Here is a 16,575-nt window from a genome sequence, read left to right on the forward strand (position 1 = left end):
AGTTTGATTACCAGTCTTTTAGTGTAAAGGCTGGTGAAGTACATCTTGCTGATAATCAAACTAATACGATTTTTCAACGGAGTAATGAGACAATAAACTCATACGATTTACTGCATGAGCGCTATGCTTTTAGTTAGCTGCGCTGCTACTGCGTGGTTTCAACGGAGTAATGACACAACAAAAAGGCTACTATTGGTTTGGCTATTAACCTTCTTGCTGCGCTATAATTAATTTTAACCAATCTATTGCCAATCCCAAGCTGAGCCATAGGCTCCTTGTGCATCGACATAGTCCAAGAAATTACTATAAAAAGTATCGCTGGCTAAAGTCGCACTATCTCCAATAACAATTAACTTTTTCTTAGCTCTGGTCATGGCTACATTCATTCGGCGAGTATCTTTTAAAAAGCCGATTTCTCCCATATCGTTCGAGCGAACCATTGAAATATAAATAACGTCTCGTTCTTGTCCTTGAAAGGCATCAATCGTGTTAACTTCAATATCGGCATCAGGAAAATGATCAAAGTCTTTGACAATCGCATCTTGAATCGAAATAACTTGTTCTCGATAGGGCGAAATAATGCCAATAGAAATCGGCTGGTTTCCTGTAATCACTAGCAGGTTGTCTAAATGCTGCCGCAAGACAAAGTACTCTTCTGGATTATAATAACTCTGAGATTCGGGGTTGACTTTTTCTTCAAAACCACATCCTGCGGTATCTATAAATTCTAAGGGGGGACTGGGAGTACCATCCGAAAGTTGTAGTTGCCAAGTAGCAACCGCATCGTCGGATTGCAATTGTCCATCATAAAATTGCTCATTAGAAAACCCCATAATGGTATTGTGCATTCTATATTGAGTATCTAATAAATTGACAACTTCTAGACGTTGAACCCCTTTTTCTAGCAGCGTTACATTAAAGCCATTTTTAGCAGCAGCACTACTTTTGACAGTTGGAGGCAATTGAAATGGATCGCCAGCAAAGACAACTTTGTTGGCTTTGCAGATTGGAATCCAAGTAGCAGGCTCTAAGGCTTGTGCTGCCTCGTCAATTATTACGGTATTAAATGTCATTTTCTCGATGTGTCGCCCAACTGCCCCTACCAAGGTGCTACAAATGACGTCCGCTTCACGCAAAGTTTTGTCAATAATATAGTCTTCAAGCATCTTGGCTTGATACATTAAATCCTTGGCCTCTCTATAATTGTCTCGGCGATCTTGGCGTTCTTTGGCACCAAACTTTCGTTTAAATTTCTCCGCATCTCTTCGCATTTTAGCAGCTTCAATCTTCATTTTTTTGACCTCTTGTATTTCAGGAAGCCGTTGAAGAATACCTTCCATTGTGTGTTCTAAGAGGCTTTCATCAACTCTAGAGATATTACCAATACGAACGACATTTAGCCCTACGCTGGCTAATTTTTCGGTTAACAAATCAGTAGCTGAATTAGAAGGGGCGCAAACTAAAATAGGCGACTCACGTTTGACCAACTGTTGAATGGCCGCAACTAAAGTGGTTGTTTTTCCTGTACCTGGAGGACCATGAATAATGGCAACATCTTCTGCTGCTAAGATCGTTTGCACGGCTGCATTTTGAGAAGCATTTAGTTTGGGTATTTCAAAGGGATGATGCTCTTTGTCAAAACGGGCTGGCTGTTTGCCTAATAAAATCTCTCGCAATTCTGCTAGTCGATCATTCTTGGCTGCTTTTACTGTTTTAACAGCACGCTCCATTTCTTGATAACTGCGTTCATCAAAATTGAGTTGAATACCAATTTTACCACCCAAAACCCAACGAGGCAATTGCGTCCCGTACAAAATAATTTTCATACGATTACCCTTGATAAAATAAATGACTCCTTTTTCCTCTACATTATTATCCAGTACCTTTTCGGAAAAAATACTGACCACTTGTCCAGAGCGGAATTTATGCGCTTTGTCCAAGTGCTTGACTCGTTCTACAATAATAAAAGGATGTTCCCCTAAACTCCATCCTGAGCTTTCAACTTGTACAGGATACCAACAAGCACCTTTTTGAATACGTTGCTGGATGCTCAATTCTCGGAGCAGTTGGTCAAATTGACAGCTTTCCTCTTCTTTTTCTTGTTGTAATAATTGGAGTAAATGATCTAATTCTTCTTGCGTTGTCATAAGATGGTAACGATGCTCTAAAATATAGAGTTTGGTAATAAATCTTTGATATCTAAAAAGCCGAAGTTAAAGAGAAAAGTAGACTTATTGTGCTTGAATAGCTTATTGATTTTTTAGTTTTTGGCTTGTTATGCTTGTAAGGTTACTTGAATATACAAAATGTTAAGATTTAATGTTACTATTTTAGTCATCGTCTTCATTCTTTTACAGAGTTCGTTTATAATTTAGTGATTGAGATATGGTTAGAAATGAAAGATTGGATATGTTTTTTATATCTTTGGACAGCTTTATTCTGATGTTTGCATATAATAACTTGTAAATCTACTCAATTATGATTTTTAGTAGTGTGCTTTTTTTGTTCTCATTTTTACCAGTTACATTAGGGATCTATTATTTGATGCCTAATAAAATAAAGAACCTAATACTGCTAGTAGCTAGTTTAGTGTTCTACACATGGGGAGAAGATAAAATAGTGCTTGTAATGTTATTATCAGCAATAATTGATTTTTCTTGCGGTTTAATAATAGAAGGAGGAAAGAGAAAATTGGGGTTAACAATTTCCATAATTACTAATTTATCTTTTTTGTTTTTTTTCAAGTACTTCAACTTTGCCTTCGAAAATTATAATGCTGCGATTCGTATGTTGGGATTAGATAATGCTACATGGCATAATATTCCTAATATTACATTACCAATAGGCATAAGTTTTTATACTTTTCAAACTTTATCCTATACTATAGATGTGTATAGAGGAACAGTAAAAGCTAATCGAAACTTTATCAATTTTGCTACTTATGTTACTATGTTCCCTCAATTAGTTGCTGGACCAATTGTTCGTTATGTAGATATAAACAAGCAATTGGTATCTAAAAACATTTCCATTGATGATTTTTCGGAAGGGATAGAACGTTTTATAATCGGTTTAGCTAAAAAAGTATTAATAGCTAATACTTTTGCAACTATTGCAGATGGTATTTTTGCTTTAGATGTAGCAACGATTTCTACTCCTTTTGTCTGGTTAGGTATTATTGCATATTCTTTTCAAATTTATTTTGATTTTTCGGGGTACTCTGATATGGCAATTGGGTTAGGTAGAATGTTTGGTTTTAGGTTTTTAGAGAATTTTAATTATCCCTATATATCAAGAAGTATTAAAGAATTTTGGAGGCGTTGGCATATTTCTTTATCATCTTGGTTCCGAGATTATTTGTATATACCCTTAGGAGGAAGTAGAGTAGGGAAAAAGCGGTTATATCTAAATCTTTTTATCGTATTTTTTGTAACAGGTTTGTGGCATGGCGCTAGTTGGAATTTTATAGTGTGGGGTTTATTCCATGGTCTATTTATTGTTATAGAACGTATCGGTCTTGAAGAGAAATTAAGCAAATGTTGGAAGCCATTACAACATTTATATACTTTATTAGTTGTTTTGGTCGGTTGGGTGTTTTTTAGAGCAGAAACCTTATCGAATGCTATTAGTTATATTCAAAGAATGTTTATTCCATCATCAGGGTTGATATCAGTTGATAGTTATATAGATTTTATGTATATAAATAGTCATACTGGTCTGTATTTTATATTAGCAGTTATTTGTTCCACACCGATATATCGTTTTTTTGATGAAAAGTTACAGACATACCAAGGAACCATTATTCGAACAATAGCATTGTTTGCACTATTCGTTCTATCTGTGATTCATTTAGGAGCAGGGTCTTATAATCCATTTATCTACTTTAGATTTTAATAATTATGAAAAAAATAAAAATAGGTAAAATTGTTATATTTTCTCTATTAATTAGCTTACCATTATTACTACAGTTATTAGGTGTAAATTTAAATGTTAGAAATACTGAAAATAGGAAATTGAAAGAGAGTCCAAGATTTACTTTTGAGCAAACAAGAGTGAGTAGAGGGAGCCTTCAAAAAATGTTAGGTGTTTATAGGGATGTTATTTCTTTTAAAAATGCCTATGATCACTATTATAAGGATAATTTTGTCTTCAAGAATCTGTTGTTTAAAAGTTACTATTTTATCCAAAATGATGTGTTTGGAGTAGAACCACTTGCTCACAAAGTAGTTAGAGGTACTAATGGGTGGTTTTTTTTAGGAGATAGTTATTCTGATGTTATTAAAGAATCAAAAGCGATGATATCATTTAATGAGAAAGAATTAGAGCAGATAAAAAAAGGTATGCTAGAAAAAAAAGCATGGTTGGCTAAACGTAATATTGATTTTTATATAGCAGTAGCTCCTAATAAGCATTCTGTTTATGGAAACGAATTACCTATAGTAAAAGGAAATAAGATCACCAAACTAGAGCAAGTAAACAGATTATTAACTTCCGAAGGATTGAATTTTGTAGACTTGTCTGCAAACTTTCCTGACAATAATAAATTTCGTCTATATCATAAAACTAATACGCACTGGAATGATTATGGAGCTTATTGGGCATATAATGTGCTTATTTCTAAAATTGTAGAAAAATATCCTTCCTTGAAAGTTATGAAATTCAACGATTTTAAGGTGAAAACGGAAATTAGTAATCAAGAAGATTTAACAGGGATGTTGGATATCAATGTGGAAGAACAATGTATAATTTTAGAACATCCTAGCGAGATTGCGCAAGAAGTCCCATCAACGCTACCTATTCCTCCTAATATAAAGGATTATGTTTTTCATTATACTTCAACAATTAACTCAATTAAGGTGTTAACATTTAGAGACTCTTTTTTTTCAGCTTTAATGAAATTTACGAAAGAGAGTTTTGGTGAATCTGTATATGTTTGGAGTTTATTCGACAAAAATGTAGTTGAAGCTGAAAAGCCTAATATTGTTATATGGGAGATAGTAGAACGGGACTTAGATCATTTTTTATTGTGATTAGTTCTAACTTTTGTATTAGCAAGGATTGTATACATGTCTAAAATTAAATATTACACTTAAATCAAGAAAAATAAATATAAACAGAGATTAACATACAGAGACGTAAATAAGAGTTTTATAATAGAAAATAAGCATTTTTCTTAGAAAAGTGCAAGTTTTGTTGCAACTTAACAAGTTGATAGGTGGATTGTAATTTATTACATGTATAGAGGCAAGAAATCTATCCACAAATGAAATAAGAAGTTTTATCTAACGAAAATACTAGAACATTGAATTTGTTTTTCCATTTTGGTCGTTATATACTATTTATCAAGAATATGTTTTCTCGACCAGAGAAAGTATCCATGTATTGGAAAGAGACGACCCGACAGATGATCGATATCGGAATTGGGTCATTGGTTATTGTTGGTTTGGTTTCCGTTTTTATTGGCGCTGTAACAGCCATACAGTTTGCTTATCAATTAGGCGGTTCTTCGATTCCTAAATATTACATTGGTTATATTGTGCGGGATATCATGATTATCGAATTAGCACCAACATTTACCTGTTTAGCATTGGCGGGAAAAGTCGGTTCTAATATTGCCGCCGAGTTAGGAGGGATGCGCCAAAAAGAGCAAATTGATGCGCTAGAAGTTATGGGAGTAGATACAACTGCTTATTTGGTCATGCCTAAAATAATAGCTGCGGTTACAGTGATTCCAATGTTGGTGGTATTGTCTGCTTTTATGGGAATGGCTGGAGGTTATGTGGCGTGTACGGTTGGTAATTTAGTATCAGAAGCTGAATTTATGCAGGGGTTAAGAGCATTCTTTGATCCGTATAATATTTGGATGATGGAAATCAAGGCATTGGTTTTTGCCTTTTTATTAACCTCTATCTCTTGTTATCAAGGTTTCTTTGTAACAGGCGGTAGTATTGAGCTAGGGCGAGCAAGTACCAGTGCCGTAGTAATTAGTAATATTCTAATTCTATTGGCAGATTATGTCTTGGCATTGCTCTTAACTTAATCATTAAAATAGGTTTAAAATTTAGATATTTAGCATGATTCGTATTGAAGATATTAAAAAGCAATTTGGTGACCAGAAGGTTTTGAAGGGAGTCTCTACTGTATTTGAGCATGGTAAAACCAATTTGATTATAGGTAAATCGGGTGCAGGAAAAACTGTTATGCTCAAAATTTTGGTGGGATTGATCCAGCCAACCTCTGGAACCGTTTGGTATGGAGATACTAATTTTACGGCACTAACAACCAAACAAAGAAAGGCAATTCGGACAGAAATGGGAATGCTTTTTCAAGGATCTGCTTTGTTTGACTCTATGACTGTAGAAGAAAACGTGCGCTTCCCATTGGATATGTTTACTAAGTTGACTAAAAAAGAAAAACAAAAAAAAGTAGATCAAACGCTTGAACGGGTAGAGTTAAAAGGAAGTAATAATAAATATCCTTCGGAGGTAAGTGGTGGAATGCAGAAGCGTGTTGGTATCGCCCGTGCAATTATATTAGACCCTAAGTATTTGTTCTGTGATGAACCTAACTCTGGTCTAGACCCTACAACCTCAATGAAAATAGATGAACTAATTCGCAATATTACCAAAGAAAACAAAATTACAACTGTGATCAATACACATGATATGAATTCGGTGATGGAAATAGGAGACAATATTAACCTACTGCATCTAGGAGAATTAGCATGGGTAGGAACTCGGCACGAAGTGATGACGAGCGAAAATGAATTATTGCAAGATTTTATATTTGCTTCGCCATTTTTACAGCGATTACGAGATGCTGCCACCAATAAGAATGCATAATTAAAAAAGGCATACCTTAGCTTCTAAAAGGCTTTTAAAGCTTATTTTTTGTATTGTTTCAAGTGTTTTTTTCAAAACGATACCTTTTTCCATTTTGGAAAGGGTTGTTCTTTTTTGGGGTTTTGTTGGAAATTTGTAATCTATAATATATTGATTTTTAGAATCTTGTGCTTTGGGAATGATTTTTTCTTTATTAGAGATAAATCCCCTGTATATTACTAAATATCCCTTACAATGAATACAAAATTTCGGATACTCGTTATATTCTCTCTTGTATTGTCTGTTGTTTTTTCAACAACAAAAATCTACGCCAATACTCCAACGACAACGCCAACTACCTCTGTTTCAGAGGATAAAACAACGCTTCGTTTTATTGTTTATTATAGTGGTGATCTATCTCCCGTATTAAATGACAAAGATAGCTACATGAAGACCTTTATGGATGTGTATAATCTAACATTAATTAGCACATTCAAAATAGATGAGACCAACAGTGGTTTTACCTTGGAGGCAAAAGAAGCACTTGATTTTCCAACCGAAGTCGCTAGAGAAATCTCATTGATTACAAATGTTTTGATGGTAGAAGTAACACGTGTTCCTACCACAAGAGAAAGTTAATCTTTGACCCATTATCGACAATAGCATACTTAATTTCTCGAAAATACTTCTTTTCTAGAGGTAATACTAGATGCTTTTTTTTCATAGAATGCCATGCATTCTATCTAATTCATTTCTCTATTTAGACAGACACTAAAAATTATTCGTCTGTAGGTAATCCAAAGCAATCGTATCATCAAAATTGGCAAAAATCAAAAGTAGAGTGTTTTAGTATGAGAACTTTTGGACGATGACTTCTTTCTAGTAGATAGGATGTAAATGACCTCCAAAAATAAAAGCAATGAAATACTATTTACCAACCTCCCTTTTTTTTCTGTGTATTCTATTTTTTTATAGCTGTGATTCTACGCCTCCGACTAATCCAAGTCCTAAGGAGCTAGGAGTGGTATTTCCAGATGTGTCGTATACTAGCGTTATTGCTTACCATTTTGAAGATTTGGAAGGCAATCCAATTATTAGCAAAGAGGGAATACTAAACCCTACCATCAAAAAAGAAAAGGTATTGTCTGAGGAAGAAATTCAAGTTTTTCTAAAGACAATTAATGATCCTAAAACTTATGGCGGGCTTTATACAAGGTGTTTTAAACCGAGATTAGGGCTTGTGTTTTACAACGAAGATAAAGCAGTTGCTCATATTAGTATCTGTTTTGAATGCTCTCAGCAGATGGCTTTTCCTCAAATAAAAGCTTATGCCAAAGCTCCTCAAGGAGAACATGGTTATAGTGAAGCTGGCTTTCGGAAGTTAACTAGTTTTTGCCATGAATTGGGCTTTGGTCAATGTGGAGAATAAAGAATGGTTATTCTTTACTCCTTGAAAATTAGTTTACTTATAGGTCTATTCTTATAACTTCCCTTTCTCTTTTTCGTATAAATGTCTGCCAAATTGACTTCTACAATATACCTGACAGTAGGAAACAAAATTTATAATGGATGAAGGACTTTTTTTACACCATATTTCTAATCTGTATATCGATAACCTCTGTACAGGCGCAAAATACAAGCTACAAAAGCTACGAAAACACCCTTGACTCTTTTGCCAAAGCATCGGTAAACAATCTTAGCTTTCAAAATGGGATTTATATTTTTATAGAAAAGCCAGAAAGTGATGAAGATGCTTTATACAAAGGGTTTAGAGTGACACATACTGATGGGGAATACAATGGAGGGTGGGAGATATTAGCTGCAAAAGATATTGTAATCAAAGAGAAAATCCCATTGCATTTTAGAGCTGTTTTATATTTGTTTAAAAATAAACAATATATTGCATTGTATAAAGAGGATTCAAACAACAAGTATTATTTTAGAATCTTTAAAGCTGTTTACTCCTCTCCGCGAAGTACTACCCCATAACAACAGTTTAAATTTTAACAATATGCGCCACCAATTAATTCTATTGTTCTATGGACTTGTTATCATTAGCTCGCTGGTAGGAGCTTATATTTTTATTGGTTATCATACAACCAAACAAACTGATTTTACAACCAAAGAGGGAGTTGTACAAGGTGTCTTAATGATATCTAAGGACGAATATGGGGAAGATGTTGGCTTGCGTTTTAGGTTAGAGGATAGCGATGTAGAATATGTTCTGGCGGGGAAGCTTTTGGAAATTACGCACCCAGATATTCACCAGTTAAAAGAAGGAGATTCTATTCGGGTTTGGGTAAAAACAGTGGCAGCACAGAATTTCTTGGATAAATCTATGGCACATATGAATGCCATTTGGGGGATTCAACGTCTGACAGATGGGCTAATTTTATTGGCTTTGGAGGATGCTATTCATCAACGAAGTGGGCTGCAATATTTGGGTTTTGTCGTGCTATTTATTTTAACAGCGAGTGTTTTTTCTTTCTTTTTTTATCGAAAAGTCAAATTGCATAAAAAGTAACTAAGGATGGAAATAAGAGATTTGAGTAACTGCTCATTAGAAGAAATTGTTTTTGCTATGTTGATGGCGTTTGAGGAGTATTTTTTAAAAATGCCTTCTGATACAACTTATTGGAAACATCGCTATCAGGCGGCTAGAGTAGACTGGACGTGTTCTTTCGGGATGTTTGACCAAGGAGAGTTGATTGCTTTTATTATTAATGGAATTGATGAAAGGGGGACTCATAGAGTGGCGTTTAATACAGGAACAGGGGTGATAAAAAAATACCGTGGTCAGAAAATAGTTGACCAACTGTATGCTTATGCTTTTCCTATCTTGCAACAAAAAGGGGTAACTTGTTGTGCACTGGAAGTTATTCAAGAAAACAGCCGTGCCGTTCGAGTGTATGAACGAATCGGCTTTTCGATTACAAAGGAGTACCTCTGTTTTACAGGAAAATTGGAGGTTTCAAATTATGAAACAACGATCCATAAAATTGATTTTGAAAAAATTACCAATCCACAAGCTAATTGGTATGCTTGGGACAATTCCAATAGAGCAATACAATTGAGTTCAAAGGGCACTTATACCTGTTACGAGGTTTTTTCTTTGGCTAAAGAAAAAATTGGCTTTTTTGTTATCAATGAACAATCTGGAAATTTACCTCAATTTGAGATTTATAAAACGAATCAACAAGAGGATTGGCAACTTCTTTTTGATGGCATCGCTCAAGTAAGTAGAACAATTAGGACTATTAATATTGATGCTAAACGAACGAATATATTGCAAACCTTGCGTTACTTAGGCATGGAGAATAGCATTAACCAATATGAAATGGAGCTAAAAATGAAACCATAGTGATTGCTAGTAATAAAGAGAGAACCAGTATGGTATCTTATTGAAATCATTACTCCGTTATAAAATCGTAGTAGCACCGTAGGTAACTAAGCGAAGCGATCTCATAAAATAATCAACGGAGTATTATGGAATAGTATGTATGGAAAAAATATTAAAGGAAATAAAGCAGTGTGCTGTTTGTAAAGAATATTTAGACTTAGGACCTAATCCAGTAGTAGTAGCAAATCCAAAAAGTAAGATCTTAATAGTCGGACAAGCCCCTGGGAAAAGAGTGCATGAGTCAGGTATTCCGTGGGATGACCCTAGTGGAGTGCAATTGAGAAAGTGGATGGGAGTAGATGAAAGTGTGTTTTATGATGCAACCCGTATCGCTATTGTACCGATGGGGTTTTGTTATCCAGGAAAAGGAAAGACAGGAGATTTACCACCTAGACCAGAATGTGCCCCGTTATGGCATCAGGCACTATTAGAGCACATGCCATCTGTAGAGTTGACCTTGTTAATTGGACAGTATGCGCAGAAATATTATTTGGGAAATGCAAAAAAGAAAAATTTAACGGAAACAGTGAAAAACTACAAGGCATACTTGCCAACTCAAATTCCGTTGCCGCATCCATCTCCTAGAAATCGATTTTGGTTGTCTAAAAATCCTTGGTTTCAAGAATCTGTCGTTCCTGAATTACAAAAAAGAATAAGGATGCACCTTGACCAAGATTGATACGTTCTAGACAAGTTTTATAATTTATTAACAAATGATAGGATTAATAATTGGAATCGTAAGCATTGTAACTTGGTTGATTTGGAGCAATGCTTTTTATCAAGTCAAAGAGGGATTTGCACTTATTCGTTGGGGAATGGGAGGTGATAAGGTTTATTTTAGAGGTAGTTTTTTTGCTTATCCTTTGGTGCATCGAGTGGAGAAAATTAATATCAAAGAACAACGAGTTTTGATTAGTTTGATTGGAGAACAAAGTGTTTTAACACAAGATAATATACGTGTCGAGCTTCAGTTAACATTTTTTGTACAAATTCAACATACGAATTGGGATGTATTACAGGTTGCTAGGACTTACGGAGGTACAGGGGCTGTCGAAAAGGAAACCTTGAAGCAAATATTTGAGTCGACATTTGTCCATGAAATTAAAACGTTAGTCAAACAATACACTTATCAACGCTTGGATAGCACCCCTCAACAATTTTTAAAAGAGCTAAAGTATCAACTTGAAGTAGATTTTGGAGGATACCAACTCAATAGAATCCGAATAGCAGCTCTAAAATACTTGCCTCTAGATGAATACGACATTGATCACAATGCCTTGGATGCAGAGGGATACAAAAATTTGAAAGAATGGTTAAACCAAAACAAAAAAGCTTCTTAACAAAGTTATTAACAGGAATTGGAATGGTCTTTATTTTAATTGCTTGTTCCGAAAATAAAACTACAACGACAGAGGTTGATCCAGTGTTGGACCCCTCTCAAACTATAAAGAAAGATACTCTAAGCAAGTGGGAGCGCTATTTTTTGACTTATCCGTCTTATCGTTGTGATGGATTCGATTTTCCAGTAGGAAAACCAGATGGAAAAGGGTATTATAATGCTCAGCCTTTTCGAAAAAATGACCATTTAGGGGATGATTGGAATGCTGTAGCTGGCGGTGATTCAGATTTAGGAGATCCAATTTATTCGATTGCTAACGGTTATGTGGTATTTGCAAAGGATATTGGTAGTGGTTGGGGGAAAATAGTACGTGTCATGCATCAACTGGATGATACAACATACGTTGAAGCACTTTATGCGCATTGCGATAGTATGTTGGTGCAGTCTAATCAAGGTGTCAAAAGAGGGCAACAAATTGCTACAATTGGAAATGCCAACGGAGCTTATTATGCACATTTGCACCTAGAAATTAGAGATAGTGTAGAGATGGAAGTAGGGGGAGGTTATTCTAGTTATTATAATGGGTATTTAGACCCAACTGAATTTATAAAAGCACACAGACCTTAATAGTTTACTCTGCTAGAAGGGTGTATTTTTGAATAACTCTTAGTAAATGTTTAGGGTCAAAAGGTTTGGTAATATAGTCGTTAACACCAGCTGTTTTTGCTTTTTCCTTCTCATGTGAAGTGGCAGACGCTGTTAGAGCAATAATCGGAATAGTATAATCGTCTTTTCGAATGGCAGCAGTTGCTTCAAAACCGTCCATAACAGGCATTTGCATGTCCATTAGAATAAGGCTAAAGGAATCTTCTTGAAAATAAGAAAGTGCCTCTAGACCATTCCAAGCTATTTCGTAAGCAATACCCCATTTTTTTAAAAAGTGAGTCAATACCAAAACATTGGTTTTGTTATCCTCTACTATAAGTATTTTGGCATCGTCAATATTGTCTTCCGTTGGGCTAGGAATATTTTCAGCAGGTGGCGTTGAACACTCTAAGGTAAAGTAAAAACGTGTTCCTTGATTAGGATTACTCTCAACCTGTATGCGACTGTCCATGAGTTGCAATAATCCCGCAGTAATTGTTAGTCCTAATCCAAGACCATCTGAACTGCGTTTTTTAGTTAAGGGAATAGGATTAAATTCTTGGAAAATTTTATGATGATGATCTACAGGAATTCCAATGCCCGTATCTTTGACTTCAAACAACAAACTTGTTTTATTTTCAGATGATTGAAGGTGTTGAATATTGATCTCTATTGTTCCAGAAGAAGTATATTTTATCGCATTAGAAAGAAGATTGTTGAATACTTGGCGTAGTTTGGGTTCGTCAACTAAGATAGAAGGAGGTATCTTGCCAATTGTATTAATGATAATTTGGTTATTTTTAGATTGAGCTTTTTTTAAGAAATTTCGCTTGATATCTTTGAGCAAATTCAAGATGTTGATACCAGCTAGTTCTAGCTCAATATGTCCCATTTCCAATTTATTAAACTCTAATACATCATTGAGTAAGTTTAACAAATCGTGTGTAGAATTGCTAAGAGCATCAACTAGTTCGGTTTTTTCTTGACTATCATATTGATACTGATTGAGTAAATTTGAAATCCCTAAAATAGCATTCAGAGGAGTTCGAATTTCATGGCTCATAACCGACAGAAAATTAGATTTAACCTCATTGGCTTCTTCGGCTTTTTCCTTTGCTAATTCTAGTTCTTTCTTAGAAGTAATCAGATTAAGATTTTTTTCTTTTAGTGTAGTTTGTCTTTTTCTATCAATGACTTTGAAATAGACAATGGCTGCATTAGACAATAAAATAGTGATGACAGTTAAAAATGCTAAATCTATGTTTTGGGTAGAAAGGCTAGTATTGATGACAATAGATGGGTAATACTGCTGAATGAGTATCAATGCAAGAATATTACCAACAATAAGTGCTAAGAAATAAAGAAAATTTTTCAGCGATACCATACTCGTTACCATAATAGAAAATATGATAAACATAAAAGGAGAAGATCCTGATAAGCCGTTGGTGAAAAACCAAGAAATATTGATGGTAACTAAAGAAAGTATGATAAAGGAATGGATACCCAATTGAACATTCTTGTTTCGATTAAAATAATAGACACAAGACAATAAAAAGGCATATAGAAGAGCTAAGTTGGCAATCGTGAAATTTTGGAGATATAGTGCATTGACCAAAAAACCAATGGCAGATACCCCTATACTAAGGCAGTAGGTATTCTTAAAGATTACCTCTTGGTATTCATCCCCTGTATGATTGTTTTGTTCCATTGATCCCTTCTTCAAACCATCTTTTTTAATGGTTAAGTAACGCTATGAATTTTGATTAAGAATTAAGCGGTAACTTTATCATGTAAAAAATAGGGTGTAGTTATAAAAACTAGTAAAAATGGGACATAAACATGGGAAATATATTTCAAGATAGAAAAAGAGAATGAAAAAGCCAAATCAAAGGAAGGTTGATTTGGCTTTTAATAGAAGAAGGGCAGAAAAAAACTATCTAGAGCGTTTAAATTGCTTTCTAACCATGATATAGGCAGCAACAATTAGAATAAAAATAGCAGCAGTGACGCCACCAATTTTTACATATTCTAAGAAACGTTCCCAGTCTTTTCGTTCTTTAACCTTTATATAATCGGGGTTGACAGAAGCAGGGCTACCGGCACGTTGTAGCTTTTCCCAACTTTGAATATGATTATTATCCAAGTGATAATCTCTTAGTACAATTGTTTGAATTAACCCGACAGAATCTTTTGGGAAATTATACCCAATACTATCGACAGGATTGTATTCATCGTCATAAAGCATGACAATATCTTTGTTTGAACTCAAGCCAAAAGGCAAACCACCAATAAAGTTTTTGCAAGAAGGAAACGCATTTTGAAAACGTTTTTCATCTTTGCAAACAACAATGTAATCTTTTGCTTTGATTGTTGCAGAAGGAAAAACAAAAACGTCATTGTTCGTGCTTACAATGTTCCAACCTGTAATATCCAAATCATTGTCTGAGTCATTGTAAAATTCAATCCAATCACCTGAAGCCGTATCAGCACAACTTATTTCATTGATAATCATTTGTTGTACAGCAGGATGTTCTCCTTTGATAAAAATGGCTTTTAGCGTATGTAATGTATCGGAAAATCGAATGTTCAATTCTTTTCCATCCATGCGTTCATTATCCATTTCCCAATGAGAAAATTGGCAACCAAAATAAGGCTTTGCCTTTACTGTAACAGGAAGTTTCTGGAAATAAATGCCTCTGAATTGATGTTGTACATCAACAACTTCATTTAATTCAACGGTACCACAACTGTCTATTTGAACCTTAAAAACGACATCTCTACCATATTGTGGAAAACGTTCTCGCAAAAACGCCCGCATATATTCTGGGCGTTTTTTGACAAATTCTTTCATGCGGTCTACTTCCTTGTACCAACGTTTGGATGTTAGGTCCCAACGCTTCCAATGTCTAGGTAATTCGGGAAGAATCACAGCAGCCATTTCATCAATTCTAGGAATAATACTGGTAGAATCAAAAGTGGTGTTTAAACGATCCAAAAACCTAGAGACAAACTGTGCTTGGAAATTCTTGTTTTGTAGAAGCGAACGCAAATTTAAAGTACTCCAAGGTGGATTGGGCCACCCTGGACCATCTGGGCGCGTATGAAATGCTAAGCTATTGTTTCGGAAGCCATAGCGACCGTAGTGTCCTAGTCCAAAATCTGTGTCAAACAAAATCCAACGCCAACGCCCTCCTTCTTTCATCGGTCGCCAAAACTTGATGTTTCCACCAGCATCTTGGTTATCGATATAAATTTGAAGGATTTCATATTCCATGAAATTTTCTACATCCATTTGGGTATTGATATAATCAAAATTTTCTTGGCTTGCCAAGCTATTATTACGCATAAACAAGCGCATGGCATCATACGTTTTTCTACTACCTGCTTGCACACTTTTGCGATGTTCGACCAAGTTGACACTATCTTTGTGATACCCAAAATTCTCTACTAGATAATGCCGAGTCAATTTTTCTCGAAAGTTATAAATGCCCCAATATTCCCCATTAATAAAAACAATGGCGGGGCGATAAGCTTGTACCTCTAAGCCAATATCTTTTCCAAAACTAGTAATTAAAGCATCTCTAAAGTGAGTCTCCCCAAAATCACTACCAGAATTGCGCAACACCAATCGTTTGTATTTTTTTTGTTTTTTTTCTGGAAAGATACGATGGCGAATATATTTATTGCCATATCTAGATTTGCTAGCATATAGCGAAAAGGACTTTTGAGGAAAAATGCGACTCATACCTCCAAATATTTTGAAGCCAAGATCTCCTTCAAAAACGCGCTCCTTATCGGTTTCAAAAATTTCGATATAACAAGGATATTCTTTTCTAGAGTAATAATTGGCTCCCTTATGCGGGAAACGAGGAGAAGCTTTGGGACCACGTTTGAAGAGCCCTTTGACAGGATCAAAGAGGACGTAGGGTTGGATTGAAAGTGATAAAACAGGCAATGAGATGGAATCTTCCCCGATAAAATAGCTGTTTGTGATTACAACACTTTTTTTGTCATTATTAACTGCCAATGCTTTGATAACAGCAGTAGAATCTACCAGTATAGGTCCTTGATAACGTTTGGACTGTAGACTTGGGCGATTACCATTTGTTGTATAATAAATAGTAGCAGAAGGATTGCTTGCTTTTAACTCAACAGCCATTCCTGTTTTATAAAAACCTGCTTTGGGGGTTGCTTGTAATAACAAAGTATCTTGCCCTTGTAATAGGGAGCTGCTTAAGAAGCCAATTAACAATAAGTAGAATGTTTTCATTTTTCTGTTCAACTAGTTCATTTTTTTTAGAGTCTTTAGACTCTATCATCTTTCTGGTATAAAATGTTTAGTGCTTTTTCAAACATTTTGCTGATTCTTGCCG

Annotated in this window: 15 protein-coding genes; 12 read left to right on the forward strand and 3 right to left on the reverse strand. The window is 35.0% G+C overall.

The window, feature by feature from the left end:
- Positions 1–242: 242 nt before the first annotated feature.
- Positions 243–2,147, reverse strand: a complete 1,905-nt coding sequence (locus QP953_RS03280) for an AAA domain-containing protein (RefSeq protein ID WP_309553952.1) — start codon at positions 2,145–2,147, stop codon at positions 243–245.
- A 331-nt stretch (positions 2,148–2,478) separates the two neighbouring features.
- Here QP953_RS03280 and QP953_RS03285 point away from each other — a divergent pair, with 331 nt between their 5' ends.
- From QP953_RS03285 to QP953_RS03340, 12 genes are all read left to right on the forward strand, one after another.
- On the forward strand, positions 2,479–3,891 hold the full coding sequence (locus QP953_RS03285; RefSeq protein WP_408913452.1) for an MBOAT family O-acyltransferase: 1,413 nt from the start codon (positions 2,479–2,481) through the stop codon (positions 3,889–3,891).
- 5 nt (positions 3,892–3,896) lie between these two features.
- On the forward strand, positions 3,897–5,027 hold the full coding sequence (locus QP953_RS03290; RefSeq protein WP_309553954.1) for an alginate O-acetyltransferase AlgX-related protein: 1,131 nt from the start codon (positions 3,897–3,899) through the stop codon (positions 5,025–5,027).
- 320 nt (positions 5,028–5,347) lie between these two features.
- Positions 5,348–6,037: an ABC transporter permease gene (locus QP953_RS03295; protein ID WP_231512809.1), complete on the forward strand. Its 690-nt coding sequence runs from the start codon at positions 5,348–5,350 to the stop codon at positions 6,035–6,037.
- Positions 6,038–6,071: 34 nt separating this feature from the next.
- Complete coding sequence (locus QP953_RS03300) at positions 6,072–6,839, forward strand: ABC transporter ATP-binding protein (protein ID WP_052597999.1); 768 nt, start codon at positions 6,072–6,074, stop codon at positions 6,837–6,839.
- 234 nt (positions 6,840–7,073) lie between these two features.
- Positions 7,074–7,457 carry a hypothetical protein gene (locus QP953_RS03305; protein ID WP_052598000.1) on the forward strand — a complete coding sequence of 128 codons (384 nt, stop codon included), beginning with the start codon at positions 7,074–7,076 and terminating at the stop codon, positions 7,455–7,457.
- 280 nt (positions 7,458–7,737) lie between these two features.
- Positions 7,738–8,247, forward strand: a complete 510-nt coding sequence (locus QP953_RS03310) for a hypothetical protein (protein WP_309553955.1) — start codon at positions 7,738–7,740, stop codon at positions 8,245–8,247.
- A gap of 140 nt (positions 8,248–8,387) precedes the next feature.
- On the forward strand, positions 8,388–8,807 hold the full coding sequence (locus QP953_RS03315; RefSeq protein ID WP_052598002.1) for a hypothetical protein: 420 nt from the start codon (positions 8,388–8,390) through the stop codon (positions 8,805–8,807).
- A 22-nt stretch (positions 8,808–8,829) separates the two neighbouring features.
- Positions 8,830–9,342, forward strand: a complete 513-nt coding sequence (locus tag QP953_RS03320; protein ID WP_309553956.1) for a hypothetical protein — start codon at positions 8,830–8,832, stop codon at positions 9,340–9,342.
- A 6-nt stretch (positions 9,343–9,348) separates the two neighbouring features.
- Positions 9,349–10,179: a GNAT family N-acetyltransferase gene (locus QP953_RS03325; protein ID WP_309553958.1), complete on the forward strand. Its 831-nt coding sequence runs from the start codon at positions 9,349–9,351 to the stop codon at positions 10,177–10,179.
- A 139-nt stretch (positions 10,180–10,318) separates the two neighbouring features.
- Entirely contained in the window at positions 10,319–10,897 is a 579-nt protein-coding gene (locus QP953_RS03330; RefSeq protein ID WP_309553959.1) for a uracil-DNA glycosylase family protein, read from the forward strand.
- Between the two features lie 34 nt (positions 10,898–10,931).
- The gene (locus QP953_RS03335; RefSeq protein WP_309553960.1) at positions 10,932–11,558 is read left to right on the forward strand and encodes an SPFH domain-containing protein; all 627 of its coding nucleotides are present in this window, start codon (positions 10,932–10,934) and stop codon (positions 11,556–11,558) included.
- Positions 11,528–12,184: a M23 family metallopeptidase gene (locus QP953_RS03340; RefSeq protein ID WP_309553961.1), complete on the forward strand. Its 657-nt coding sequence runs from the start codon at positions 11,528–11,530 to the stop codon at positions 12,182–12,184. The genes QP953_RS03335 and QP953_RS03340 overlap by 31 nt, the downstream gene beginning before the upstream one ends.
- Before the next feature lie 4 nt (positions 12,185–12,188).
- Here the strand turns inward: QP953_RS03340 and QP953_RS03345 are convergent, their stop codons facing one another.
- Positions 12,189–13,925: a response regulator gene (locus tag QP953_RS03345; RefSeq protein ID WP_309553962.1), complete on the reverse strand. Its 1,737-nt coding sequence runs from the start codon at positions 13,923–13,925 to the stop codon at positions 12,189–12,191.
- A 210-nt stretch (positions 13,926–14,135) separates the two neighbouring features.
- Positions 14,136–16,472 carry a CotH kinase family protein gene (locus tag QP953_RS03350; protein WP_052598008.1) on the reverse strand — a complete coding sequence of 779 codons (2,337 nt, stop codon included), beginning with the start codon at positions 16,470–16,472 and terminating at the stop codon, positions 14,136–14,138.
- Positions 16,473–16,575 lie beyond the last annotated feature (103 nt).

This window comes from Aureispira sp. CCB-E, from assembly GCF_031326345.1.
Lineage (GTDB): Bacteria > Bacteroidota > Bacteroidia > Chitinophagales > Saprospiraceae > Aureispira.

Excerpts from the sequence above, each read along its gene's own strand:
- QP953_RS03280 (WP_309553952.1), bottom strand. The coding sequence starts at position 2,147 with ATGACAACGCAAGAAGAATTAGATCATTTACTCCAATTATTACAACAA.
- QP953_RS03285 (WP_408913452.1), top strand. The coding sequence starts at position 2,479 with ATGATTTTTAGTAGTGTGCTTTTTTTGTTCTCATTTTTACCAGTTACA.
- QP953_RS03290 (WP_309553954.1), top strand. The coding sequence starts at position 3,897 with ATGAAAAAAATAAAAATAGGTAAAATTGTTATATTTTCTCTATTAATT.
- QP953_RS03295 (WP_231512809.1), top strand. The coding sequence starts at position 5,348 with ATGTTTTCTCGACCAGAGAAAGTATCCATGTATTGGAAAGAGACGACC.
- QP953_RS03300 (WP_052597999.1), top strand. The coding sequence starts at position 6,072 with ATGATTCGTATTGAAGATATTAAAAAGCAATTTGGTGACCAGAAGGTT.
- QP953_RS03305 (WP_052598000.1), top strand. The coding sequence starts at position 7,074 with ATGAATACAAAATTTCGGATACTCGTTATATTCTCTCTTGTATTGTCT.
- QP953_RS03310 (WP_309553955.1), top strand. The coding sequence starts at position 7,738 with ATGAAATACTATTTACCAACCTCCCTTTTTTTTCTGTGTATTCTATTT.
- QP953_RS03315 (WP_052598002.1), top strand. The coding sequence starts at position 8,388 with ATGAAGGACTTTTTTTACACCATATTTCTAATCTGTATATCGATAACC.
- QP953_RS03320 (WP_309553956.1), top strand. The coding sequence starts at position 8,830 with ATGCGCCACCAATTAATTCTATTGTTCTATGGACTTGTTATCATTAGC.
- QP953_RS03325 (WP_309553958.1), top strand. The coding sequence starts at position 9,349 with ATGGAAATAAGAGATTTGAGTAACTGCTCATTAGAAGAAATTGTTTTT.
- QP953_RS03330 (WP_309553959.1), top strand. The coding sequence starts at position 10,319 with ATGGAAAAAATATTAAAGGAAATAAAGCAGTGTGCTGTTTGTAAAGAA.
- QP953_RS03335 (WP_309553960.1), top strand. The coding sequence starts at position 10,932 with ATGATAGGATTAATAATTGGAATCGTAAGCATTGTAACTTGGTTGATT.
- QP953_RS03340 (WP_309553961.1), top strand. The coding sequence starts at position 11,528 with ATGGTTAAACCAAAACAAAAAAGCTTCTTAACAAAGTTATTAACAGGA.
- QP953_RS03350 (WP_052598008.1), bottom strand. The coding sequence starts at position 16,472 with ATGAAAACATTCTACTTATTGTTAATTGGCTTCTTAAGCAGCTCCCTA.